The sequence below is a fragment of the Pseudomonas sp. BP01 genome, assembly GCF_022760795.1.
In the GTDB taxonomy this organism is placed as follows: Bacteria; Pseudomonadota; Gammaproteobacteria; order Pseudomonadales; family Pseudomonadaceae; genus Aquipseudomonas; species Aquipseudomonas putida_Q.
The window spans coordinates 70,765-95,010 of the sequence record NZ_JAFBKA010000019.1; the positions used below are offsets into that span (position 1 = coordinate 70,765).

Annotated in this window: 18 protein-coding genes and 1 tRNA gene; 4 read left to right on the forward strand and 15 right to left on the reverse strand. The window is 61.1% G+C overall.

Annotated elements, in window-relative coordinates; genetic code table 11:
- Nucleotides 1–67: 67 nt before the first annotated feature.
- Nucleotides 68–634, forward strand: coding sequence for a serine acetyltransferase (locus JOY50_RS18045; RefSeq protein ID WP_132843042.1), 567 nt, complete (start codon nt 68–70; stop codon nt 632–634).
- On the opposite strand, the gene JOY50_RS18050 is transcribed toward JOY50_RS18045, so the two are convergent.
- The 7 genes from JOY50_RS18050 to rpsU form a co-directional block, all read right to left on the reverse strand.
- Nucleotides 611–1,903: a carbohydrate porin gene (locus JOY50_RS18050; protein ID WP_132843044.1), complete on the reverse strand. Its 1,293-nt coding sequence runs from the start codon at nt 1,901–1,903 to the stop codon at nt 611–613. The genes JOY50_RS18045 and JOY50_RS18050 overlap by 24 nt on opposite strands.
- Nucleotides 1,904–2,020: 117 nt before the next feature.
- Nucleotides 2,021–4,378: a membrane-bound PQQ-dependent dehydrogenase, glucose/quinate/shikimate family gene (locus JOY50_RS18055; RefSeq protein ID WP_243055597.1), complete on the reverse strand. Its 2,358-nt coding sequence runs from the start codon at nt 4,376–4,378 to the stop codon at nt 2,021–2,023.
- A gap of 601 nt (nt 4,379–4,979) precedes the next feature.
- A tRNA-Ile gene (locus JOY50_RS18060) sits at nt 4,980–5,056 on the reverse strand.
- 16 nt (nt 5,057–5,072) lie between these two features.
- Nucleotides 5,073–8,816: a bifunctional diguanylate cyclase/phosphodiesterase gene (locus tag JOY50_RS18065; protein ID WP_132843046.1), complete on the reverse strand. Its 3,744-nt coding sequence runs from the start codon at nt 8,814–8,816 to the stop codon at nt 5,073–5,075.
- A gap of 166 nt (nt 8,817–8,982) precedes the next feature.
- A complete protein-coding gene (gene rpoD, locus JOY50_RS18070; protein WP_019471277.1) occupies nt 8,983–10,833 on the reverse strand; it encodes an RNA polymerase sigma factor RpoD in 1,851 nt (616 codons plus the stop codon).
- Between the two features lie 67 nt (nt 10,834–10,900).
- Nucleotides 10,901–12,883: a DNA primase gene (gene dnaG, locus JOY50_RS18075; RefSeq protein WP_138736506.1), complete on the reverse strand. Its 1,983-nt coding sequence runs from the start codon at nt 12,881–12,883 to the stop codon at nt 10,901–10,903.
- 303 nt (nt 12,884–13,186) lie between these two features.
- Nucleotides 13,187–13,402, reverse strand: coding sequence for a 30S ribosomal protein S21 (gene rpsU / locus JOY50_RS18080; protein ID WP_003255575.1), 216 nt, complete (start codon nt 13,400–13,402; stop codon nt 13,187–13,189).
- A gap of 204 nt (nt 13,403–13,606) precedes the next feature.
- On the opposite strand from rpsU, the gene tsaD reads away from it, so the two are divergent.
- Entirely contained in the window at nt 13,607–14,632 is a 1,026-nt protein-coding gene (gene tsaD / locus JOY50_RS18085) for a tRNA (adenosine(37)-N6)-threonylcarbamoyltransferase complex transferase subunit TsaD (protein ID WP_132843050.1), read from the forward strand.
- A 17-nt stretch (nt 14,633–14,649) separates the two neighbouring features.
- Here the strand turns inward: tsaD and plsY are convergent, their stop codons facing one another.
- Entirely contained in the window at nt 14,650–15,219 is a 570-nt protein-coding gene (plsY, locus tag JOY50_RS18090; RefSeq protein WP_019471280.1) for a glycerol-3-phosphate 1-O-acyltransferase PlsY, read from the reverse strand.
- Between the two features lie 74 nt (nt 15,220–15,293).
- Between plsY and folB the strand changes: the two genes are divergently transcribed.
- Together folB and folK are read left to right on the forward strand one after the other, a co-directional pair.
- Entirely contained in the window at nt 15,294–15,650 is a 357-nt protein-coding gene (gene folB, locus JOY50_RS18095; protein WP_019471281.1) for a dihydroneopterin aldolase, read from the forward strand.
- On the forward strand, nt 15,641–16,150 hold the full coding sequence (gene folK, locus JOY50_RS18100; protein ID WP_019471282.1) for a 2-amino-4-hydroxy-6-hydroxymethyldihydropteridine diphosphokinase: 510 nt from the start codon (nt 15,641–15,643) through the stop codon (nt 16,148–16,150). Before folB ends, folK begins: the two co-directional genes overlap by 10 nt.
- Before the next feature lie 109 nt (nt 16,151–16,259).
- Here folK and JOY50_RS18105 read toward each other — a convergent pair whose 3' ends face one another.
- The 7 genes from JOY50_RS18105 to apaG form a co-directional block, all read right to left on the reverse strand.
- Nucleotides 16,260–17,366, reverse strand: coding sequence for a multifunctional CCA addition/repair protein (locus tag JOY50_RS18105; protein ID WP_132843052.1), 1,107 nt, complete (start codon nt 17,364–17,366; stop codon nt 16,260–16,262).
- Between the two features lie 55 nt (nt 17,367–17,421).
- Nucleotides 17,422–18,990, reverse strand: a complete 1,569-nt coding sequence (locus JOY50_RS18110) for a SpoVR family protein (protein WP_019470206.1) — start codon at nt 18,988–18,990, stop codon at nt 17,422–17,424.
- The gene (locus tag JOY50_RS18115) at nt 18,987–20,261 is read right to left on the reverse strand and encodes a YeaH/YhbH family protein (protein ID WP_019470207.1); all 1,275 of its coding nucleotides are present in this window, start codon (nt 20,259–20,261) and stop codon (nt 18,987–18,989) included. The genes JOY50_RS18110 and JOY50_RS18115 overlap by 4 nt, the downstream gene beginning before the upstream one ends.
- A 131-nt stretch (nt 20,262–20,392) precedes the next feature.
- A complete protein-coding gene (locus JOY50_RS18120) occupies nt 20,393–22,315 on the reverse strand; it encodes a PrkA family serine protein kinase (RefSeq protein ID WP_016497703.1) in 1,923 nt (640 codons plus the stop codon).
- A gap of 284 nt (nt 22,316–22,599) precedes the next feature.
- Complete coding sequence (gene glpE / locus JOY50_RS18125) at nt 22,600–22,932, reverse strand: thiosulfate sulfurtransferase GlpE (protein ID WP_019470208.1); 333 nt, start codon at nt 22,930–22,932, stop codon at nt 22,600–22,602.
- Between the two features lie 14 nt (nt 22,933–22,946).
- Complete coding sequence (locus JOY50_RS18130) at nt 22,947–23,813, reverse strand: symmetrical bis(5'-nucleosyl)-tetraphosphatase (RefSeq protein ID WP_132843055.1); 867 nt, start codon at nt 23,811–23,813, stop codon at nt 22,947–22,949.
- Nucleotides 23,813–24,193: a Co2+/Mg2+ efflux protein ApaG gene (gene apaG / locus JOY50_RS18135; protein ID WP_019470210.1), complete on the reverse strand. Its 381-nt coding sequence runs from the start codon at nt 24,191–24,193 to the stop codon at nt 23,813–23,815. The genes JOY50_RS18130 and apaG overlap by 1 nt, the downstream gene beginning before the upstream one ends.
- Nucleotides 24,194–24,246: the final 53 nt, after the last annotated feature.

Genomic DNA, 24,246 nt, shown 5'->3' on the forward strand with positions numbered 1-24,246 from the left:
GCGACCGCGCTGGCCTGGTGGCTGTGCCTTCGGCATGATGAAGCGCCAGTCCAACGGGAAACTCAGCGTGAACCTCGACCACTTGCTCGAATGCTGGCGACTGGAAGTCTCCAACAAGAAAAGGCCAGGACGCCGTACCAGCCTGCTGTTCAACGTGCTGCGCCGTGCACGCAAGGACAACAAGCTGCGCTTTCTCTTTGCCTTCCGCCTTGCCCAATACCTCGACGCTCGCGGTGGCCTGGCCCGGCGTCACGCCCAGCGCATGCAGCAGCGGCTCAACCTCAAGTACGCGGTGGACATCGACATCGGCGCACAGATTGCGCCCGGCCTGCGCCTCGCGCACCTGCCGGGGGTGGTGATTACCCGGCACGTGAGCATCGGGCGCAATTTTTTTGTTCGGCAGAACTGCTCGATCGGCATCAAGACCCTCGGCTTGGCGGAATACGCGCTGCGCATTGGCGACAACGTGAGCATGGGCGCCAACAGTTGCATCGTTGCCGACCGTATCGAGATTGGTGACGACGTGGTGATCGGAGCGATGTCGCTGGTTACGCGGGACATCCCGGCTGGCATGACGTTCTACAACCCGCGGCAGGTCGAGATGCGCCTGTCAGAAGGTCATCTTGATCTGTAAGCCCGCCGCCAGCGCATTACCTCTTTGTTTGCCAAAGAAAGCCCCTGGCTCGATGTAGTACTGCAGGTCCGGGCGCAGCAGTAACCACGGTGTTACTTGTGCACCATAGTTGAGTTCCAGCACTTGCTCGCCGCTATCTAGGCCGGCAACGACGGCAAAGTCTTCTGTGGGGGCGGCAGCAGCTTCCTGCGTATCCCGCGTGCGCGGGTTGATGACGGCGCGGCCATAGCCGAAAGAAATGGCGTCATGCGGGCGGCTGGCAAACGGCTTCTGTTTGACCAGGCCCAGCGAGTACCAGCGGCGCATTGGCGAGGTCGCGGCGTTACTGGTGGCGGCTTGCCCGAACAACCTCAGGACACTGGCCGGGTCCTGTTCATCACGCCAGATTGCCTGGTCGACAAGCAGGTAAGCGCCGGTGCGGCTGCTGCTTTTGCCAGTGCCGCCAATCTTGGGGTAGTCGGACGTGTCGTAGTACCAGCCAGCTTTGTACTGGCCATCGAGAAATGCACGGTTATTGAAGATCGCCTCCAGTGGCAGGATCGCGCCCGTGGTGCCGTTGCTGGGCATGGCGAACGCTTTGGAGACGCGAGCGTTGTAATCCGGGTTTACCTGGAACAGTGCCGTCTGCAGCGTTAGCGACGGGTTTACGTCATAGCGCAACTCGCCACCCCAGTGTGCTGTCGGGTAGTTGCCCCAGCCACTGCCGCTGGACATGGTAAGCGGATGGGCACAAAAACCGGCACTGACAAAGTTTGCCAGGATCGGCATGCCGCCGAAATCGGTACCCATGACCATGTAGCCGACTTTGGCGGACAGGTCTGGCGAAAACAGATTGCGTTGGTAACTCAGTTCAGTCAGCCGAGTGTATTCGCCCCCGTAGATTTCTTGCGCGGACATGCGATTGCCAATCAGGTCTTCCGTGGCGCTATGGCCGCGGCGATCGTTGATCAGCACTTGCACGCGCCCGGCATCTGGAATGTCGAGCAGTTTGCTCAAGTCGAACTGAGCGCCCAAACGTATCTGTTGGGCATAGCGGGTACCGCGCTTGATACCGCCATGCAGGTTGGAAAGGGTTTCCGAGGTGTAGTCGCCCGTCAGCTTTATGCCCTGGTCTGCCAGCTTCTGGCGCTGCCCGCCCCAGTTGCCGGTGAGTGTAGGTTGGGTCATCAGGTTGGGAGTATCGGCCAGTGCGCAGGACACAGGCAGAAGGCAGAGAGACAAACCGCTGCACAGGCTGCTGGTCAGCGCGGCGCGGAAGGGTAATGACATTTTGGGCGGGCTCCCTTGCTTGAGAAATGGTTGAGCAGTTCAGGCATTTGCGTGATGGGCCATTGGCAGAAAAAAATCCCCGCGAGCGGGGATTTTTCGTCATGCAGCAACGAGCCGTTACGGCTTGATGCTGTCAGGCAGGGCATAGGCGATGATGTAGTCGCCCACATCTGGCGAATGGCTCATGCCGCCCGCAGAGATCACCACATACTGCTTGCCGGTCGCGGGGGACTTGTAGATCAGCGGTGCTGCTACGGCACCTACTGGCAAGCGGGCCTTCCACACTTCCTTGCCGGTGGCCGAATCGAGGGCGCGCAGGTAGTAATCCTGGGTGCCAGCGAAGAACACCAGGCCCGATGCAGTCGAGGTTGGGCCGCCAAGTGTCGGCATACCCAGCGGGATCTGCATGTGTGTCTTGATACCAAGGGGCCCGGTATCCTGAACCGTGCCCAGTGGCACCTGCCACACCAGCTTCTGGGTATTGAGGTCAATGGCGCTCATGCTGCCAAAGGGTGGCGTATTGCAAGGCACGCCCAGCGGAGACTGGAGGATGTCGATTTTTACACCGCCGTAGATACCCGCGACCTGTGGGCGGATAGTGCCCATGAAGCCAGGTACCTCATCGGTCGACACTTTGTATTTGCGGGTGTTTTCCTTGGGCACCAACGACATGCGCAGCGGCATGCGCATGTCATTGACGAACATCATGCCGGTGTTTTCATCAATCGAAATGCCACCCCAGTTCATGCCACCCAACAGCCCGGGCCATTCGATGTACGGCTTTTCGGTAGGCGGCGTGAACGGGCCGACGTACACCGAGTCCTTGAACATGATTCGGCAATAGAGCTGGTCGAACGTGGATACGCCCCACATCGACTGTTCGGTCAGCGGATCTGCGCCAATCACTGGCATGCCAGCCGAATAAGGTTGGGTTGGTGACAGGTGCTCGCCTTCTGCAGCCGGTGACGTCGGAACCGGGCGCTCCTGCACTTCAGTGACTGGCTGGCCTGTGCGGCGGTCCAGCACGAAGATGTGGCCGGTCTTGGTGGTCTGGATCAGCACCGGGGTCTTCACCCCTTGTGCGTTCTTCATCTCGTAAAGCACGGGTTGCGAAGGCAGGTCGTAGTCCCAGACATCATGATGGACGGTCTGGTAAACCCACTTGGCCTTACCTGTGGAAGCGTCGACCGCGACAATGGCTGTACCGAACTTTTCTTTCACCTGGTTACGGTCGCCGCCCCAATAGTCAGGTGGGCCATTACCGGTGGGCAGGTAGACCAGGTTCAGTTCTTTGTCGTAGGTGGGAATGGTCCATACGTTAGGTGTTTCAAGCGCGAACTGATGGTCAGCCGCTGCTGTGTCCGTGCCCTCGGTCGCACCGACATCCCAGGCCCATACCAGCGCGCCAGTCAGCACATCGAATGCACGCACGGCACCGGAAGGCTCGCCGGCAACGATGTCACGCACCCAACCACCCACCACCGTGAGGTGGCCCATGACTACAGGCAGAGAGGTAGGGTGGTAGCGCTTGCTGTTTTCCGTTGGCCCCATGCCTTTCTTGAGGTCGACGTAACCGGCCTCGCCGAAGTTGGGGCACAGGGCGCCGGTGTGTGCATCCAGGGCAAACAGCCGGGCATCGACCGACGACACCAGGATGCGCTGGCGGCATTGCTGCTCGCTGGCGTGAGAGGCTTTTACCTCGGCGCTCAGGCTGTTGTCGCTATCAATGTCGTAATAGCCTACGCCACGGCAAGTTACGTGCTCTGCGCTTTTGGCGTGTGGGTCGAACTTCCAGAGGGGTTTGCCGCTATCGCCATCAAGCGCAGTGATCAGGTTTTCCGGTGTGCACGAGTACAGGACGTTGCCGATCTGCAAAGGCGTGTTCTCGTCGACACCAGCACCTGCACCCGTGGTTCTGCGGTCGGTGCGGTAGGTCCAGGCAACTTGCAGGTCCTTCACGTTTTCCGGGGTGATTTGGGTGTAGGGGGCAAAGCGGGTCCCCGAGGCGTTACGCCCGAAGAACTCCCAGTTTTCCGGGGCTGTGGACATTGCGTCCGCGTTTGGCTGGCTGGCTGCTGCAATCGGGTTCGAAATGCCGCCATGCGGGAAGAAGGCAGCGACGAACGTGGCGATCAATGCCAGAAACACGGCAAAGCCGCAGCGATTGGCAGCTCGGCGTGTGGCCGAAGCGGTGTTGGGCAGTGCAGCACCCACCCACAGGCTCAGGGTCAGGATGATGGCTGGAACGACCAGGCGGGGCAGCAGTTGCCAATAGCTGAACTGGCCCACCTCGTAAAATGCCCAGGCGCAGGTAGCAAGGAATATCAGGACGGAAATTACAATGCTTATGCGCTTGCGCAGGAATACCAGTACGGCCAGCACAGCGTAGGCAAGTCCCGCTAGCAAGTAGTAACTTGAACCGCCCAGTGCCAGAAGTTTGGAGCCGCCGTAAATCAATGCCACCGCTACACCCATTACAAGTAGCGAAAAAAGCAGTCGCGCGGCATTGCTTAACGAGCGCCTCCCGGCGTTGGAACAATTGTCATCCGTCATAGTTGTGTAAGCTCAGTTGGTGAGTACATGGCTGTTCCCTCAGGGTGCGAGCAAGCAGGCCAGGAAGTGGGCCGTTTTCAGTTGTTGCAGGTGGTGCGTACTAGAACGCGGTGCACGGTTGCGCCAAAGGCAAAGTTCGCCATGGACGTCAGTGCGATAGAAGGCATGCCAATGATCCTGGCTGCAGGTAAGCACGGTGGTGTTCCGTGGTGGTTTAAAACAAAGTTTGACGAGGCGTTCGGTACCCGGTGCCGGGTAGAGCATGTTGGCGTTGTTTTTAGTTTAAAGCGCTGTACGGACCGGATAAATCAAGCAGGCTGGAAAAGAGTATTTTTGAATTGGTAACAATTTGTGTGGGCCGCTGCTGTCGCCCTCGGCGCGCGGATGCCGGAGTGGATTTTCGCCAAGCTGCTTCACCGGCCGTTTTTGCAGGGAGCACTTAGTCAGAGTGGCGTGGTCTTGGAGAGCCCTGGAGGCAAGAAGCGAGAACGAAAAAGCCGCGCATTTGCGCGGCTTTCGTATTTGGTGGGCCCACACGGACTCGAACCGTGGACCAAAGGATTATGAGTCCTCTGCTCTAACCAACTGAGCTATAGGCCCTCAGTAAGTGGCCGGATTATAACGAGGGTTTCGCACCAGTGCCATCTGAAAGATCCGATAGTGCTATGCGAAGAAACGTTGCCGCGAACTCGCCTGGCGGCAGCGGCAGGCTGACGATGTAGCCCTGGATCTGCTCGCAGCCTTCGGCCGCCAGGAAGCGTTGCTGAGCCTGGTTTTCCACGCCCTCGGCAATGATGGTCAGTTGCATGCTGCGGCCCAAGGCAATGATCGCACGGGCGATGGCGGCGTCGTGCGGGTCGTCGGGCAGGCCGCGGATGAACGATTTGTCGATCTTGAGAATGTCCAGCGGCAGGCGCTTGAGATAGCTCAGCGATGAATAGCCGGTGCCGAAGTCGTCGATGGCCAGTTGCACGCCCAGTTTTTTCAACTGGTACAGCACGGCCAGGGCTTCTTCAGCCTGGCTCATGATGAAGTTTTCGGTGATCTCAAGCTGCAGGTCGCCCGCCTTGAGCTGGTGGTGCTTGAGCAACTGCTCGATGCGCCGGGCCAGGTGAGGCTGGCGTAGCTGGGCGCCGGCGAGGTTGATCGACAAGGGGCCGAAGGGTTCGTAGTGCTGCTTCCAGGCCTGCATCTGCCGGCAGGCTTGTTCCAGTACCCAGTCGCCGAGCTGGAGGATAGTGCCGTTCTCCTCCGCCAGGTGGATAAAGTGCTCCGGAGGCACTTCACCAAAGGTCGGGTGGCTCCAGCGGATCAGCGCCTCTGCGCCGACCAGGCTCTGCGTCTTGAGGCTGAGCTTGGGCTGGAAGCACAGGCTCATTTCGTTGCGTTCGACGGCACGGCGCAGCTCATGCTCCAGGGCGATACGCTCGCTGGCCTGGGCGGTGAGGTCGCGGGTGTAGGCTTCGACGCGGTTGCGGCCCTTGGCTTTGGAGCGGTACATGGCAGCGTCGGCGTTGCGGATCAGCGTGGCAACGTCGGTACCGTCCTGTGGATAAAGGCTGATGCCGATGCTGGCGCTGGTGAAGAACTCGTGCTCACCGGCCTGGAACGGGGCGATGAAGCAGGCCAGCAGCTTGTTGGCGATGGTACTGGCGTCACTGGGCTTGTGCAGGCCCGGCAGCAGGATGATGAACTCGTCGCCGCCCAGGCGGGCCACGGTGTCGACGTCACGCACCTGCTCCTTGAGGCGCTGGGCAATGCCCTTGAGCAGCAAGTCGCCGACCGGGTGGCCGAGGCTGTCGTTGATGTGCTTGAAGCGGTCGAGGTCGAGGAACAGCACCGCGCCCTGGCGGTTGGACACCTGGGCGCAGGTGAGCACGGCCTGCAGGCGGTTCTCGAACAAGGCCCGGTTGGGCAGGCCGGTCAACGGGTCGTGGTGGGCCTGGTAGTCGAGCTTGGCCTGGGCATGCTTGAGGCTGGAAATGTCGGCGAACACGGCAACGAAGTGAGTGATCTCGCGTTCGCTGTTGCGTACGGCGCTGATGGTCAGCCAGCCGGGGTACAGTTCGCCGTTCTTGCGCTTGTTGTAGATCTCGCCTTGCCAGTGGCCCTCGGCGGTCAGCTGGTGCCACATGGCGGCATAGAAGGCGCTGTCGTGCTGGCCGGAGGCAAGCAGGCGCGGGGTCTGGCCGAGGGCTTCGATCTCGCTGTAGCCAGTGATTTCGCTGAAGGCGCGGTTGACGGCACTGATGCGCTGGTCGATGTCGGTGATCAGCACGCCTTCGGCGGTGTTCTCGAACACGGTGGCGGCCAGCTGCAGTTTTTCCTGCATCAGGTGGCGCTCGGTGATGTCGCGGGCGATGGTCAGCATGCAGTCGACGCCGCCAATCGGCAGGGGCCTGGCGGAGAGCTCGCACAGGCGGATCTGCCCGTCGCTGCGGCGGATGTGGCAGGTGAAGTCACGCACGAAACCGTCACGGTTGAGCTGGTCGACCATGCGTTTGCGTTCGTTGAGGTCGACCCAGATACCCAGGTCCAGCGAGGTCTGGTCGATGGTCGGATTGAGGTCGTAGCCGGTCAGGCGGCAGAAGCCTTCGTTCACCTCAAGCAGCAAACCGTCGCTCTGGCGTGACAGCAGCAGGCCGTCGGGCGAGGCGTGGAAAGCCTTGGCGAACTTTTCTTCTGAGGTTTGCAGCTGCTGCTGGGTCTCCTTGAGCTGGCTGATGTCGCGTACTGCCACTACCAGCGCGGGGGTGCCGTCCAGTTCGAACGTTTCGGCCGAAGTCAGGCCGGTAAAGAGTTGGCCGTTGCTGCGGCGGAAGCTCATTTCCAGGTTACGGATACCGCCCTGGTGCAGGCGCTCGAGCAGCGGCGGGCCGGAGCCTTCGACGCCCCACAGGTTGAGGTCGGTGGCGCTGCGGCCAAGCACCTGGTCCGGGGTCATGCCAATCTGCTCTTCGAAGGCTTCGTTCACCTCCAGCAGGCAGCCGTCGCTGTGGCGGGCGATCAGCAGAATGTCGGGGCACTGCTGGAACACCGAGGCAAACTTTTGCTCGGAGAGGCGCAGGGCGTCCTCGGTGCGCTTGGTTTCGCTGATGTCGATCATCAGCCCGCGCATCACCGGCTGGGGCCCGTGTTCGATCATGCTGACGATGTTGCGTACCCACAGGGGCTGGCCGTCTGCCCGTATCACCCGATAGTCCAGGCTATGGTCGCGCCCGGCTGCGGTTTCGCTGTCGCAGTAGGCCTGGGCCCAGAGGGCGTCCTCCGGGTGCAGGATGCTGCGCCAGAACCCCGGTTTGAGCCATTCGCTGAGCGGGTAGCCAAGCAAGTCTTCGGCATGCGGTGAGACATAGCTGTAGGTGAAGTCGTTGGCGTCGGCTTCCCAGGCGATGGCGGACAGGCTCTCGACCAGGCCGCGGTAGTGGTACTCGCTGCTGCGCAGCTCCTGCTCCAGGGCGATGCGCCGGGAAATTTCCGAGCTGAGGCGGCGGTTGATACGGATGACCACGGCCAGAACGGCCATCAGCAACAGCACCGTTGGCAGGCCATACACCAGCAGGTCGGACCAGAACATGCGTTGGTCGACCACATTGCCCACCCAGCGCTGCTGGATCTGGCTGATTTCGCTGCTGCTCATGTCAGCCATTACTTTGTCGAGAATGCCGACCAGCACGTTCTTGTCGCGGGGAACGGCCATCGCCAACTGGTAGCGGTAAGGCGTTTCGCCGCTGACGTAAAGGCCGTCGAGCTTGAGTTGGCGCAGGCTCCAGATACTGGACGCCAGGTCACCGACCACGGCGTCTACCTGGTCGGTGGCCAGGGCCTGCAGTGTGGAGCTGACGTTGGGCATGGCCACCAGGTTGAGATCCGGGTGGTGGGTACGCAGCAGCTCGTGCGGGGCGTAATTCTCGACCACGGCGATTTTCAGCCCGTACAGGTCATCCAGCTTGCGCGGTTGTGCGCCGCCTTTGTGGGCGAGGATGACAATAGGGAAGTCGAGGTACGGACGTGTGAAGGCCAGGTAGCCCTGGCGTTCGGGGGTGGACATGATGCCGGGCAGCAGGTCGATGTGGCTTTCGCGCGCCTGCGCCAGCACCTCGGTCCAGCTGCTGGGTTCGACCGGTTTGAGCGTCACGCCCAGGCGTTGCTGGATCGCAGCGATGTAATCGGCGGCCAATCCCTGGTACCGGCCCTCCTGGTCGCGAAACTCGAACGGTGGCCAAGAGGCGTCAATGCCCAGGCTCAGCTGCGGGTGGGCAGCCAACCAGGCTTTTTCCTCGTCTGTCAGGGTCAGGGCGCCGGCCGTCGTGTTCCACAAAACCAGGAGCAGCAACAGAATGGCCGGCATAAGTGGCATAGCAGCCTCGCATTCTTGGGGTCTGACGTCGAGTGTAGACGGGCATTGCGGCAGGTGCAGGGGGAAACGTGGGCCCTTTTGTCAAATACAACAGGGCCTTGCAGGGATGGCGGCAGAGCGCGACAGGCAGAAAAGAAAAACCCCGGCCTGGGCCGGGGTTTTGTCATCACTCGTCGAGGAAGGAGCGCAGATGCTCGCTGCGAGTCGGGTGGCGCAGTTTGCGCAACGCCTTCGCTTCGATCTGACGGATCCGCTCACGCGTTACGTCAAACTGCTTGCCCACCTCTTCGAGGGTGTGGTCGGTGTTCATGTCGATACCGAAACGCATGCGCAGCACCTTGGCTTCGCGTGCAGTCAGGCCCGAGAGCACGTCACGGGTGGCTTCCTTGAGGCTTTCGACCGTGGCTACATCAATCGGGGACTGCATGGTCGAGTCCTCGATGAAGTCGCCCAGGTGCGAATCTTCGTCGTCACCGATCGGGGTTTCCATGGAGATCGGCTCTTTGGCGATCTTCAGTACCTTGCGGATCTTGTCCTCAGGCATTTCCATGCGCTCGCCCAGCTCTTCCGGGGTCGGTTCGCGACCCATTTCCTGCAGCATCTGGCGGGAAATACGGTTGAGCTTGTTGATCGTCTCGATCATGTGCACCGGAATACGGATGGTGCGTGCCTGGTCGGCGATCGAACGGGTGATTGCCTGACGGATCCACCAGGTGGCGTACGTCGAGAACTTGTAACCACGACGGTATTCGAACTTGTCCACCGCTTTCATCAAGCCGATGTTGCCTTCCTGGATCAGGTCGAGGAACTGCAGGCCACGGTTGGTGTACTTCTTGGCGATAGAGATCACCAGACGCAGGTTCGCCTCGACCATTTCTTTCTTGGCGCGGCGGGCCTTGGCTTCACCGATCGACATGCGACGGTTGATGTCCTTGATCTCGGCAACGGTCAGGCCGGTTTCGGTCTCAAGGTCGATCAGCTTCTGCTGGCAAGCAACGATGGCGGCGTCCTTTTCACCCAGGGCGGCAGCCCATTTGGTGTTGCGCTTGGCCAGGTCACCGCTCCAGGTCTGGTCGGTTTCGTTGCTTGGGAACATGCGCAGGAAGTCGGCACGTGGCATGCGGGCATCACGCACGCAGAGCTGCATGATGGCGCGTTCTTGCTGACGCAGACGGTTCAGTGCATCACGAACACGCTCTACCAGAACCTCGAACTGCTTGGGCACCAGCTTGATCGGCATGAACAGGTCGGCGAGGGCTTGCAGGGCCTCGATGCTTTCCTTGTGGCCACGACCGTTCTTCTTCACGACCTTGACGGTCGCCTGAAGCTGGTCGGATACCGCACCGAAACGCTGGGCTGCGACTACCGGGTCCGGACCGCTCTCGGTCTCTTCCTCGTCGTCACTGCCTTCGGACTCTTCCTCTTCGTCGTCGGACTCTTCCTTCGCGGCTGCGGCCTTGGCGCCAGGAATCGGCACCTCTTCGGTCGGCGCGGCGATGTTGTCGTCAGGGTCGATGTAACCGCTGAGCACGTCGGACAGACGGCCACCCTCGGTGGTGACGCGGTCATATTCGCCGAGAATGTAATCGACAGTACCCGGGAAATGGGCGATGGCGCCCATCACCTCACGGATGCCTTCCTCGATACGCTTGGCGATTTCGATTTCGCCTTCGCGGGTCAGAAGCTCGACTGTACCCATTTCGCGCATGTACATGCGCACCGGGTCGGTCGTGCGGCCGATATCGGTTTCAACTGCCGCCAACGCAGCAGCGGCTTCTTCGGCCGCGGCTTCGTCGGTGTCGGCTTCCGCCAACAGAAGGGCATCCGCATCCGGAGCACTCTCGAATACGTTGATCCCCATGTCGTTGATCATGCGGATGATGTCTTCCACCTGTTCAGGATCTGAAATATCCTCAGGCAGGTGGTCGTTGACCTCCGCGTAAGTCAGGTAGCCCTGCTCACGACCGCGGGTGATCAACTCTTTGATACGAGACTGCTGTTGCGCTTTTCCGGACATAACACCCTATCCACTGAAGGTCTTGGCGGGCAAAAAACAAGCCGAGGATTATACCCGAGCATGGGCCTCACGCGCCAGATGAGGTCGGCGTTTGTGCGGGAACATTCCGGCTCAGCAGGGCGAGAAGCTGGGTTTTTTCCTCGCTGGTCAATTCACTTTGACGTGATTTCCTGAGCAGTTGTTCCAGGCTGCGCTCGCGTTGGCGGGCGGACAAGCTAGTTATAGTGTCGAAAAACTGTTGTTCAAGGTTGTCGGCCACGATCAGCCATTCCTTTTCCGCCAGGGCCCGCAGCAGGCGGCCCTGTTCGGTGCCATGCCAACGTGCGATCAGCTGCATTGAGCTTAGCCCAGGATTTTTCTGTGCGGCTTCGATCAATGCCACCAACAGCTGGCTGTACAGGTGTTCTTCGTCGGCAAAGTGGCTGGCATCTTCTACCTTGCCGGCCAGCAACGGGTGATGCAGCAGGGTGCGCAGGGCAGCCAGGGTGGGCGGTTCGACCGGGGCTGGCACACGCGGTGGTGCTTCGTCACGTTGCTGCCAGGGCTTGCCGCCCTTGCGGTTCTTGTCCCAGGGTTTGTCGCTCCACTGCTTTTTGCCACCGCCCTTGTTCGGCTTCCACGCCTGTTCCTGCTGAACGGGGGCGAAGTCGTGCTGCGGCATGTCGCCGTAGTCAGGGGTATAGCTGGCCATGGCGTCGTAGTCGTAGCCAGGGTCGTAGTCCGGCACACTGCTGGCTGGCGGAGCTTGTTGCGCCAGTTGCTCGACCTGCTGCGGGTCCAGACCGGTGATTTCCTTCAGGCGGTTGCGCATCAGTTGGCGCAGGTTGGCACCGGGGATCTTTTCGATCAACGGTGCGGCCAGGGTCGCCATGTGCGCCTTGCCTTCCAGTGATCGCGGGTCGGCTTCAACGCCCAGTTGCTCGAAGAAGTAGTCGGCCAGCGGCTGGGCGTGCTGGTTGATGCGGGCCCTGAAGGCATCGGTGCCTTCGGCGCGCACCAGGCTGTCCGGGTCTTCGCCTTCGGGCAGGAACAGGAAACGCGCACGGCGGCCATCCTGCAGGTTGGACAGCGTCGATTCCAGCGCACGCCAGGCGGCCTTGCGCCCGGCCTGGTCGCCGTCGAAGCAGAACAGCACGCTGGGCACTACCCGGAACAGGCGCTTGAGGTGCTCTTCGCTGGTGGCGGTGCCAAGGGTGGCCACGGCATTGCGCAGGCCCTGTTGAGCCAAGGCTATGACGTCCATGTAGCCCTCGACGACGATGATCTCGTCGAGGTTGCGGTTGTGCTTGCGCGCCTCGTACAGCCCGTACAGTTCCTGGCCTTTGTGGAACACCGGGGTTTCCGGGGAGTTCAGGTACTTGGGCTTGTCGTCGCCCAGTACCCGGCCGCCGAAGGCGATGATACGCCCGCGGCTGTCGCGAATGGGGAACATCACCCGGTCGCGGAAACGGTCGTAGCGCTTGCCGCTTTCGGCGTTCTCGATCAGCAGGCCGGCATCGATCATCACCTTTTGCTGCAGGGTGTCGGCACCGAGGTGCTTGAGCAGGTTGTCCCAGCCGGGCGGGGCGAAGCCCAGGCAGAAATCGCGGGCGATCTCCCCGGACAGGCCGCGGCCCTTTAGGTAATCCACTGCGGCCTTGCGGGTCGGGTGGCTGCGTAGGGCCTGGCGATAGAATTCCGAGGCGGCGTCCAGCAGCGGGTACAGCGGCGAGTCGGTTGGCTGGCGAGGTTTCTGGTCGCGGCGGCCTTGCTCGCGGGGTACTTCCATGCCTGCGGCGCGGGCCAGTTCTTCGACAGCCTGGGGGAAGTCCAGGTTGTCGTGGTCCATGACGAAGCCAAGGGCGTTGCCGCCGGCACCGCAGCCGAAGCAGTAGTAGAACTGCTTGTCGGGGCTGACCGTGAAGGAAGGGGTCTTCTCCTTGTGGAACGGGCAGCAGGCGGAGTAGTTTTTGCCGGTTTTTTTCAGCTGGACGCGCGAACTCACCACGTCGACGATGTCGAGGCGGTTGATCAGGTCGTCAATGAAACTCTGGGGAATCAGCCCGGCCATGGCAGTCTCGTCATCTGGGAACTGGCAAGTCTAATCGCTCACGCGCCGAATAGGGCGAGTGCTGATTGGGGAAGTGCGAGGGAATGTGTGCTCGTCGCCAGCCCCTAAGGGCCCGTCAGTCGGACGTGCACGTCTGGTCATACAGCAAGAAGGACCAGCTCTGACGTTTCAGGCAGGTTGCCCATGTGCAGTTCGCATGAAGCTTGTGCAGGGCCTTGAGCTAGCTGCTCAAGTTTGAAACGACCGCTGCCATCGCCCGGTGGTTAACCGGGCAGGGCAGAAGCTTTGCGTAGAACGCCTGTATTAGTACAGACGAACGGCGCGGCGCTGTTCGCGCTGAACTTTCTTGGCGTGACGCTTAACAGCAGCAGCTGCTTTGCGCTTACGCTCGGCGGTCGGCTTCTCGTAAAACTCGCGGCTACGAACTTCAGCCAGTACACCGGCTTTTTCGCAGGAGCGCTTGAAACGACGCAGAGCTACGTCGAAGGGTTCGTTCTCTTTAACTTTGACGGCTGGCATCCAGGGCTACCTTAATTCATTACCGGGGTAGACGTGCTCCTGGCAAAACAAAGGTGTGCTGGAGAACGTCGGTTTTCAAGGGTTGCGGATGTTAACCCTTAGCAAGCCGGAATGCAAAGCCTCTGATCGAAAACCGCTGGTCGGCATGCAACACGGGGACTATCATGCGCGCCTTCGAATTCAGCCCCCACAAGGGACGAACCCATGCTAGTACTGGGATTGGAAACATCCTGCGACGAAACTGGCGTCGCATTATACGACAGCGAGCGCGGTCTTTTGGCCGACGCACTGTTCAGCCAGATTGACCTGCACCGCGTGTTTGGCGGTGTGGTGCCCGAGCTTGCCTCGCGAGACCACGTAAAGCGCATGTTGCCGCTGATCCGCCAGGTGCTGGAGGAGGCCGGTTGCGTCGCCACCGAGATCGACGCCATTGCCTACACCGCGGGTCCTGGCCTGGTCGGCGCATTGCTGGTGGGCGCCTCCTGCGCCCAGGCGCTGGCCTTTGCCTGGGACATTCCGGCGATTGGCGTGCACCACATGGAAGGCCACTTGCTGGCGCCCATGCTGGAACAAAACCCACCTGAGTTTCCGTTCGTCGCTTTGTTGGTTTCAGGCGGCCACACCCAGCTGGTACGCGTCGATGGCATAGGTCAGTACCAGCTGCTGGGCGAGAGCTTGGACGATGCCGCGGGCGAAGCGTTCGACAAGACCGCCAAGCTGATCGGCCTGAACTACCCCGGCGGCCCGGAAATCGCGCGCCTGGCCGAGCAGGGGGTACCTGGGCGCTTCGTGTTCCCGCGGCCAATGACTGATCGCCCAGGGCTGGAATTCAGCTTCAGCGGCCTCAAGACCTTTGCCCTCAACACCTGGCAGCAATGCAAGAACGCTGGCGACGACAGTGAGCAAACCCGTTGCGACCTGTCCCTGGCGTTCCAGCAGGCGGTGGTGGAGACTTTGACCATCAAGTGCAAGCGGGCGCTCAAGCAGACCGGCCTCAAGCGCCTGGTCATCGCGGGTGGCGTGAGTGCCAACAAGGCTTTGCGCGCCTCCCTCGAGGACATGCTCGCCAGCATCAAGGGCAACGTGTACTACGCGCGCCCGCAGTTCTGTACCGACAATGGCGCGATGATCGCGTACGCCGGTTGCCAGCGCCTGTTGGCCGGGCAGCAGCAGGACCTGGCGATCAGCGTGCAGGCGCGCTGGCCGATGGAGCAGTTGCCGCCGCTGTAGCGTTTGAAGCCGAACGGTCAGAAGTGCCGTTCGCGCCCCGCGAACAGGTCGCGCAGGTTTTTGCGGTGGCGCCATACGATCATCACGGTCAGCACGGTGATTGGCAGCAGGGCTTCGGGCTCGCGCCAGGCCAGTAATGGCAAGGTCAGTGGTGTGGCAACAAGTGCTGCCAGCGAGCTGGTGCGGGTGAGGTAGAAGGTCAGCAGCCAGGCGCCGATAGCCAGCAGTGCGGCCGGAAAATACAGGCCCATGAGCATGCCGGCAGCCGTCGCCACGCCCTTGCCGCCCTGAAAGCGGAAGTACAGGGGGAACAGGTGGCCCAGCACCGCGCATACGCCCACCCAGGCCTGCGCATGCAGGTCCAGCTCGGCAAGGCGGGCGAGCAATACCGGCAAAAGGCCCTTGCACAGGTCGCCAAGCAGGGTCAGGATCGCCAGTTTACGGCCTGCCAGGCGTAGCATGTTGGTGGCGCCGGCATTGCCTGAGCCGCTGGAACGCGGGTCCGGGCTGCCCGAGAGGCGGCTGAGGAGAATGGCGAAGGACAGCGAGCCGAGCAGGTAGGCGAACAACGCCAGTAACCAAAACATGCTAACTATTCCGGGCGAGGACGCCCTGATTCTAACGGCGCCAGTCGCCCTTGTCGTGCTGTGGAGAGAAGTGCTTGGACAGAGTGTTCATCGAAGGCCTGGAAGTCGATACCGTCATCGGTGCCTATGACTGGGAGCGGGATATTCGCCAGTGCTTGCGCCTGGACCTGAGCTTTGCCTGGGACAACCGCCCGGCCGCAGCGGGTGACGACCTGAGCCTGGCGCTGGACTATGCCAGCGTTTCGGCGCGCATCCAGGCGTTTGCCGAGCAGGCGCGTTTCGAGTTGGTGGAAACCTTTGCCGAGCGCCTGGTAGCGACCTTGATGGAAGAATTCCACATCCCTTGGGTGCGGTTGAAGCTGACCAAGCCGGGTGCGGTTCCGGCGGCCCGTGGCGGTGTGGGCGTGGAGATCGAGCGCGGATGTCTCTGAGCACGGTTTACCTGGGCCTTGGCAGCAATATCGACCGTGAGGCGCATTTGTGTGCCGGGCTCGATGCATTGGCGGGCATCCTCACCGACATGCGTTGCTCGCCGGTGTTCGAAAGCCAGCCGGTGGGGATCAAGAGCGGGCCGTTCATCAATTTCGTGGTGACCGGGCAAACCGCACTGCCGCTGATCGAACTGGACCGTCGGCTGAAGTTCATCGAGGCCGACAATGGCCGTTACGCGCCGGACCGCAAAGGGCTGCCGCTGGATATCGATGTGCTGATGTATGACGATCTGCACGGCACCTTCGATGGGCTGGTGCTGCCCCGCGCCGAGATCCTGAAGAACGCTTTCGTGCTGTGGCCGCTGTCGTTGCTGGCCCCTCAGCTGATGCATCCGGGCGCGGGCAAGACCATGGCCCAGTTGTGGCAAGAGGCACAGATTGACCAGGTACTGGCCCCGGTCGCCTTTGAGTGGCGCGGGTTGCAGCTGACTCCCGCTTAAGCCTGTTCCGGCCCTTTCGCGGCTAAAGCCGCTCCCACAAGGACAGCGCAGGTTTCGCGCCCACGCTGTACCTGTGGGAGCGGCTTTAGCCGCGAAGGGGCCGGTATGGTCAGCCGAGTTGGTAAGCCTCAAGTGCTTTCAGCCGCTCAGCCTTGAGTGCTTCGCCCAGTGCCTGGCCCGTCAGCCCGGCCTGCACCAGCGGCTTCACCTCCACCGCTCGCGCGGCCGCTGCTGCGCCTCGCAGGTAATCGGCCTGTGGATAACCCTGCTTGCCATCGCCCAGCGCCGCCATCTCGCAAACGACCACAAAATCGTCAAACCGCTGCGGCCGTCGGTACACATCGAACTTTTGCAACAGCTCCAGCAGTGCCGTGGCAGGCAGTTCCAGCGCCTGATTGGCCTGCGCCAGGCATTCGCCTGTCAGCAGGGCCAGTTCCTGGCATTCCCGTGGCGCCTTCAGGCGCTGGTTGACGGCTTTGATCGATGCGGGAGCCAGCCCGCGCAGCAGGCAGGCCCAGCGCACGTGCAGGGGCTGTTCATGCGCCGCTGCCTGCTCCAGCGCCGCCAAGGCCTGGGCATCGCCAACTAGCTCAGGCAGCAGGGCCTGCAGGGCGTCGCAATCGCGCAGCACCTGGAAGAACACCTGGGGCTGTGCCTCCATCAGCGCCCGCTCGATTTCCTTCCAGCTGCGCTCGGCAGTCAACGCCTGCAACTCGCCAGAGGCGCTGATCTGGCGCATCAGTTCCAGCGTTTCTTCGGCAACCCGAAAACCCAGCGGTGCATACCGGGCTGCAAAGCGCGCTACGCGCAAAACACGCAAGGGATCTTCGGCAAATGCCTGAGAAACGTGGCGCAAAATTCGATTATCTAGATCGTCTTGGCCATGGTGGGGATCGTACACTGTGCCCGCTTCGTCCTCGGCCATCGCGTTGATGGTCAGGTCACGGCGGATCAGGTCTTCTTCCAGGGTGACGTCAGGGCTGGCGTGAAAGGTGAACCCGCCATAACCGCGCCCGCTCTTGCGCTCGGTACGAGCCAAGGCGTATTCCTCGCCGGTTTGCGGGTGCAGGAACACCGGAAAGTCGGCGCCCACCGGCCTATAGCCTTTGGCGTGCATTTCTTCGACGGTGGCGCCTACCACCAGCCAGTCAATATCACTGACGGGGCGGCCGAGCAGGCGGTCGCGCACGGCGCCGCCGACTTTGTAGATGTGCATGTGCAGCTCTCCATAACTGCCGACAGGATAACCCGTCGGCCGTTATGGCGGTGCACTAGAGGTGGTGAATGACAGCCAGGTCCATGCGCCCGTAGTCTGCGCTTTCGCCGTGCTCGCCACGGGGTGGCATGTGGTGGGTTTTCATCACTTGCTCGCCCTGCACGGTTTCCAGGTGGATATCGAAGCCCCACAGGCGATGCAGGTGCTTAAGCACTTCCTCGGTGGAGTCGCCCAGCGGTTTGCGGTTGTGTTGCTGGTGGCGCAGGGTCAGCGAACGGTCGCCGCGACGATCGACGCTCCAGATTTGCACGTTCGGTTCACGGTTACCCAGGTTGTACTGCGCGGCCAGCAGTTCACGAATCACCCGGTAGCCGGCTTCATCGTGAATGGCGGGCACCAACAGGTCGTCGCGCTGGTCGTCATCGAGGATGCTGAAAAGCTTGAGGTCACGCATTACCTTGGGCGACAGGTACTGCAGGATGAAGCTCTCGTCCTTGAAACTGCTCATGGCAAACTTGATGGTAGAAAGCCAATCACTGCCGGCAATGTCGGGGAACCAGTGGCGATCTTCCTCGGTCGGGTTCTCGCACATGCGCCGTATGTCGGTATACATCGCAAAGCCCAGTGCGTAAGGGTTGATACCGCTGTAGTAGGGGCTGTCGAAGCCGGGCTGGAACACCACGCTGGTGTGCGACGTCAAAAACTCCATCATGAAGCCTTCGGTGATCAGCCCCTCGTCGTACAGGTCGTTCATCAGCGTGTAGTGCCAGAAAGTTGCCCAGCCTTCGTTCATGACCTGGGTCTGGCGCTGCGGGTAGAAGTACTGGGCGATCTTGCGCACGATGCGCACCACTTCACGCTGCCAGGGTTCGAGCAGCGGTGCATTCTTCTCGATGAAATACAGGATGTTCTCCTGTGGTTCGGCGGGGAAGCGCCCCTCATCGCGTTCGTTGCCCCTTTCGGCGCTTTTCGGGATGGTGCGCCACAGGTCGTTGATCTGGCGCTGCAGGTGCTCCTCACGTTCCTTCTGGCGCCGCCGTTCCTCTTCTGCGGAGATGGGGTAGGGGCGCTTGTAGCGGTCCACGCCGTAGTTCATCAGGGCATGGCAGGAGTCGATCAGGTCTTCCACGGCATCTATGCCGTGGCGCTCTTCGCACTGGGCGATGTACTGCTTGGCAAACACCAGGTAATCGATGATCGAGCTGGCGTCGGTCCAGGTGCGGAACAGGTAGTTGCCTTTGAAGAAGCTGTTGTGGCCATAGCAGGCATGCGCGATCACCAGTGCCTGCATGCACATGGTGTTTTCTTCCATCAGGTAGGCGATGCAGGGGTCGGAGTTGATCACGATTTCGTAGGCCAGGCCCATCTGGCCACGGCTGTAGGACTTTTCTGTGCTGAGGAACTGTTTGCCGTAGGACCAGTGGTGGTAACCCAGTGGCATGCCGACCGAGGCATAGGCGTCCATCATCTGCTCGGCCGTGATCACCTCGATCTGGTTGGGGTACGTGTCCAGGGCGTAACGTTCGGCCAGGCGACCGATTTCCCGGTCGTAGGTCTGAATCAGCTCGAACGTCCACTCGGACCCGGTGGAAATGGGTTGGCGTCTCTGTGCTCTGGCGGTCATGTGGCTAACCTGCGCTGGAAGAGTTCACGGAAGACCGGGTAGATATCGCCGGCCGATACCAACTGCTGCTGGGCGAACGTGTCGGGGAAGGCTTCGCCGATGCGTTCGTATTCGTACCACAGCGCCTGATGCTCACGGGGGGTGATCTCGACGTAAGTGTAGTACTGCACGTGCGGCATGATCTGCTTGGACAGGATGTCGCGGCAGATCGGCGAGTCGTCGTTCCAGTTATCGCCGTCAGAAGCCTGGGCGGCGTAGATGTTCCAGTCGCTGGCCGGGTAGCGTTCGGCCATGATCTCCTGCATCAGCTTTAGCGCGCTGGAAACGATGGTGCCGCCGGTTTCCCGCGAGTAGAAGAACTCTTCCTCGTCGACTTCCCGGGCGCTGGTGTGGTGGCGGATGAACACCACTTCGATGCGGTCGTAGTTACGCTTGAGGAACAGGTACAACAGGATGAAGAAGCGCTTGGCGATGTCCTTGGTGGCCTGGGTCATGGAGCCGGACACGTCCATCAGGCAGAACATTACTGCCTTGGAGCTGGGGTTGGGCTGCTTGACCAGCAGGTTGTACTTGAGGTCGAAGGTGTCGAGGAAGGGCAGCCGATTGATGCGTGCCTTCAGGCGTTCGATTTCCTGTTCGACTTCCTGGATATCGGTGAAGTTGTCCGGCTCCTCGACCCGCAGGCGGTCGAGTTCCTTTTGTGCTTCGCGCAGCAGTGCGCGGCTGCTGCCGGTCAGGGCGATACGCCGGGCATGCGCCGAGCGCAAGGTGCGCACGATGTTGATGCGTGACGGGTTGCCCTCGTTGGCGATACCTGCGCGTACGGTCTTGAAGGTGTCGGTGCCGGTCAGGTGACGTTTGACCAGGTTGGGCAGTTCGAGGTCCTCGAACATGAATTCGAGGAATTCTTCCTGGGTGATCTGGAAGACGAAGTCGTCCATGCCGTCGCCGGAGTTGCCCGCCTTGCCGCGGCCTCCGCCGCCCCCACCACCACCTTGCGGCCTGGGGATATGTTCGCCGGCAGTGAACTCCTTGTTGCCAGGGTGCACGACGGTCTGTTTGCCGCCGCGACCGTGGTGGAGCACGGGTTCGTCGATGTCGCGCCCCGGAATGCTGATTTGCTCGCCATGCTCCATGTCCATGATGGAACGGCGGCTTACCGCCTCTTCGACGGCTTTCTTGATGTGTTCACGGTACCGCCGCAGGAAGCGCTGGCGGTTGACCGTGCTCTTGTTCTTGCCGTTCAGGCGTCGGTCTATAACGTAGCTCATGGTCCCTCCGGTAGCTGGGAACAGCTGCACGCTTCAAGCTACGGGCTCGCTGCACCTAAAGGCAGCAAGGCAGCTGCTGCCGCCCAAGGCTGGCTTGCCAGCGTTGGGCGCGCAGTGTGTAGCTTGTCGCTTTATTGCGATTTCCTGACCCGCAGGTACCATTCCGACAGCAGACGAACCTGTTTGTCGGTGTAGCCACGCTCCACCATGCGCGTGACGAAGTCGTTGTGCTTCTGTTGGTCTTCCTTGCTGGCCTTGGCGTTGAAGCTGATGACTGGCAGCAGGTCTTCGGTGTTGGAGAACATTTTCTTCTCGATCACCACCCGCAGCTTTTCATAGCTCAGCCAGCTCGGGTTCTTGCCATTGTTGTTGGCACGGGCACGCAGCACGAAGTTGACGATTTCGTTGCGGAAATCTTTCGGGTTGCTGATGCCGGCCGGTTTCTCGATCTTCTCCAGCTCTTCGTTGAGGGCGATGCGGTTGAGGATTTCGCCGGTCTCCGGGTCGCGGTATTCCTGGTCCTGGATCCAGAAGTCGGCGTACAGCACGTAGCGGTCGAAAATGTTCTGGCCGTATTCGCTGTAGGACTCCAGGTAGGCGGTCTGGATTTCCTTGCCGATGAACTCGATATAGCGCGGTGCCAGGTACTCCTTCAGGTAGCGCAGGTAACGCTCGCGCACTTCGGCAGGGAACTGTTCCTGTTCGATCTGCTGCTCAAGCACATACAGCAGGTGCACGGGGTTGGCCGCAATCTCGTGTGGGTCGAAGTTGAAGACTTTGGAAAGGATCTTGAAGGCGAAGCGGGTCGACAGGCCGTTCATGCCCTCGTCGACGCCTGCCGAGTCGCGGTACTCCTGGATCGACTTGGCCTTGGGGTCGGTGTCCTTGAGGTTCTCGCCGTCGTAGACGCGCATCTTCGAGTAGATGTTGGAGTTCTCTGGCTCCTTGAGGCGCGAAAGTACCGTGAACTGGGCCAGCATCTTGAGGGTGTCGGGCGCGCAATGGGCCTTGGCCAGCGAGCTGTTGATCAGCAATTTGTCGTAGATCTTGATCTCATCGCTGACGCGCAGGCAGTACGGCACCTTGACGATGTAGATCCGGTCGATGAACGCCTCGTTGTTCTTGTTGTTGCGGAACGTGTGCCACTCCGATTCGTTGGAGTGGGCCAACAGGATGCCGGTGTAGGGAATGGCACCAAGCCCCTCTGTACTGTTGTAGTTGCCTTCCTGAGTGGCCGTGAGCAGTGGGTGCAGGACCTTGATCGGCGCCTTGAACATCTCGACGAATTCCATCAGGCCCTGGTTGGCCCGGCACAGCGCGCCCGAATAGCTGTAGGCATCGGCGTCGTTCTGCGGGAATTCCTCAAGTTTGCGAATATCGACCTTGCCCACCAGGGCGGAAATGTCCTGGTTGTTCTCGTCGCCCGGTTCGGTCTTGGCGATGGCAATCTGGTTGAGGATCGACGGGTACAGCTTGACCACTTTGAACTTGCTGATGTCGCCGCCGAACTCCTGCAGGCGTTTGGTGGCCCAGGGCGACATGATGGTGTTCAGGTAGCGCCGCGAGATGCCGTACTCCTCCTCGAGGATGGCCCCGTCTTCGGTGGCGTTGAACAACCCCAGGGGCGACTCGAATACCGGCGAGCCCTTGATGGCATAAAACGGGACCTTTTCCATCAGCTGCTTGAGTTTTTCGGCCAGCGACGATTTACCGCCGCCCACCGGGCCCAGCAGATAGAGGATCTGTTTCTTTTCTTCCAGGCCTTGGGCGGCGTGGCGGAAATAAGAAACGATCTGGTCGATGCACTCTTCCATGCCATGGAAGTCGGCAAAGGCCGGATAGCGGCGGATAACCTTGTTGGAGAAGATGCGCGACAGCCTGGAGTTGGTAGAGGTGTCGATCAGCTCTGGCTCACCTATGGCCAGCAACAGCCGTTCGGCCGCCGATGCGTAGGCACTGCGATCCCCTTTGCACAGCTCGAGGTACTCCTGCAGCGAGAGTTCTTCCTGGCGCGTGGACTCGAAACGTTGTTGGAAGTGGCTAAAAATACTCATGACGTCACCTCGCTCGATACGTGGAGACGACGCCGGATCAGTCAGCTGATGCTGGCATGCAACCGGTTTTGCCGGCTGCTGTATACCCCCCAGAACACCCTGTAACGCTACCGATGACCCGCACGCCGGTGTACCGGCTCTCCCCTTTTTCTGGATGGCCTGCGCTTAAGAATAGTTGGTTATCGGTAAGTTCAAGGCGGCGGGGCGGAGAAGTTGCGAACGACCGTTCGTCAGATAAGCCGCAAGCCCGCACAGGGCGCGGGCTGCAGTAAAAATGAAAATATTTATTCGGCGGCGCCTTGGGCGGTCTCGGCCGGGTAGGTGGCGCGCCACAGTTCAAAGCCGCCGTCCACGCTGTACACGTCGGAAAAGCCCTGGCCGACCAGGTAGGCGGCAGCGCTCTGGCTGGAGTTGCCGTGGTAGCAGACCACCAGGGTAGGTGCGTCGAGGTCGGCGCTGCGGATGAAATCGGCAACCGAATGGTTATCCAGATGCCGGGCACCGGTGATGTGGCCGGCGGCGAAGGCTTGCGAGTCGCGAATGTCGACGACGACCGCACCTTCTTGCTTGCGAAGCTCCAAGGCCTGCTCGGGAGGGATGCGCTTGAATTCGCTCATGGGTACTACTTCCTTCAGGTGTGGACGTTGAGTGTAGTGGGTTGTGCCGGCTGGCGCAGGGTGCCGTCGTCGGCGCAGTCACAGCGGTGGTATTCGCCGCTGTCGACGTTGTACAGGGTCATGGCGCCGCCCCACACGCAGCCGGTGTCCAGGGCGATGACGCCTGGCTCGTTGACGCGGCCTTCGAGGGCGGCCCAGTGGCCGAAGATGATCTTTACATGCCGCGAGCGGCGGTCCTTGTGAGCAAACCAGGGCTTGTAACCCTTGGGCGCGGTGCCCAGGCCTTCCTTGCTCTTGAGGTCGAGTTTGCCCTCGGCGGTGCAGAAGCGCATGCGTGTGAAGTAGTTGGTAATGACCCGCAGGCGTTCGATACCGGTCAGGTTCTTGCTCCACTTGTTCGGTTCGTTGCCATACATGCCGTCGAGGTACAGCTTCAGGCGGCCATCGTCGCGCAGTACTTCTTCCACCTCTGCCGCGAGACCGAGGGCCTGGCCCAGCGTCCATTGGGGGGGGATGCCGGCGTGCGCCATGGCAATGCCGCGTGCCTCGTCGTAATGCAGCAGTTTTTGCTGGCGCAGCCAGTGGAACAGCTGATCGGCGTCCGGTGCTTCGATAACCTCGCGTAGCGTGTCGCTTTTCTTCAGGCGCTCGACGTTGTGCCAGGCAGCCAGCAGGTGCAGGTCATGGTTGCCCAGCACGCAGACCAGCGACTGGCGGATCGAATACAGGAAGCGCAGGGTTTCCAGTGATTCGGGGCCGCGGTTGACCAGGTCGCCGACCAGCCACAGGCGGTCGACGGCCGGGTTGAAACCGACACGGTCGAGCAGGCACTTGAGGGGTTGCAGGCAACCCTGCAGGTCACCGACGGCGTAGGTTGCCATCAGTGCAGCGCCCCGGGCACCGCGAGGCGGAAGGGGGCGATCTCGGCGTCGAAGCGCTTACCGTCTTCGGCGAACATCTGGTAACTGCCCTGCATGGTGCCCACCCGGGTGGTGATTACCGCACCGCTGCTATAGGTGTGGCTCTGGCCCGGGTCGATGTTGGGTTGCTGGCCAACCACGCCGGAGCCGCGTACTTCCTCCACCTCGCCATCACCATTGGTGATCAGCCAGTGGCGTGACAGCAGCTTGGCCTTGAGCGAGCCATTGTTCTGCACGGTAATGGTGTAAGCGAAAGCGAAACGACTGTTTTCGGGGTCGGATTGTTCTTTCAGGTAGCGGGTCACGACGCTGACGTCGATCAGATAGCGAGGATCGGACATGCAATGGCCTTGGGCGAGCTGACGCAATAATGCAGTCTAGGCCATTGGGAGGG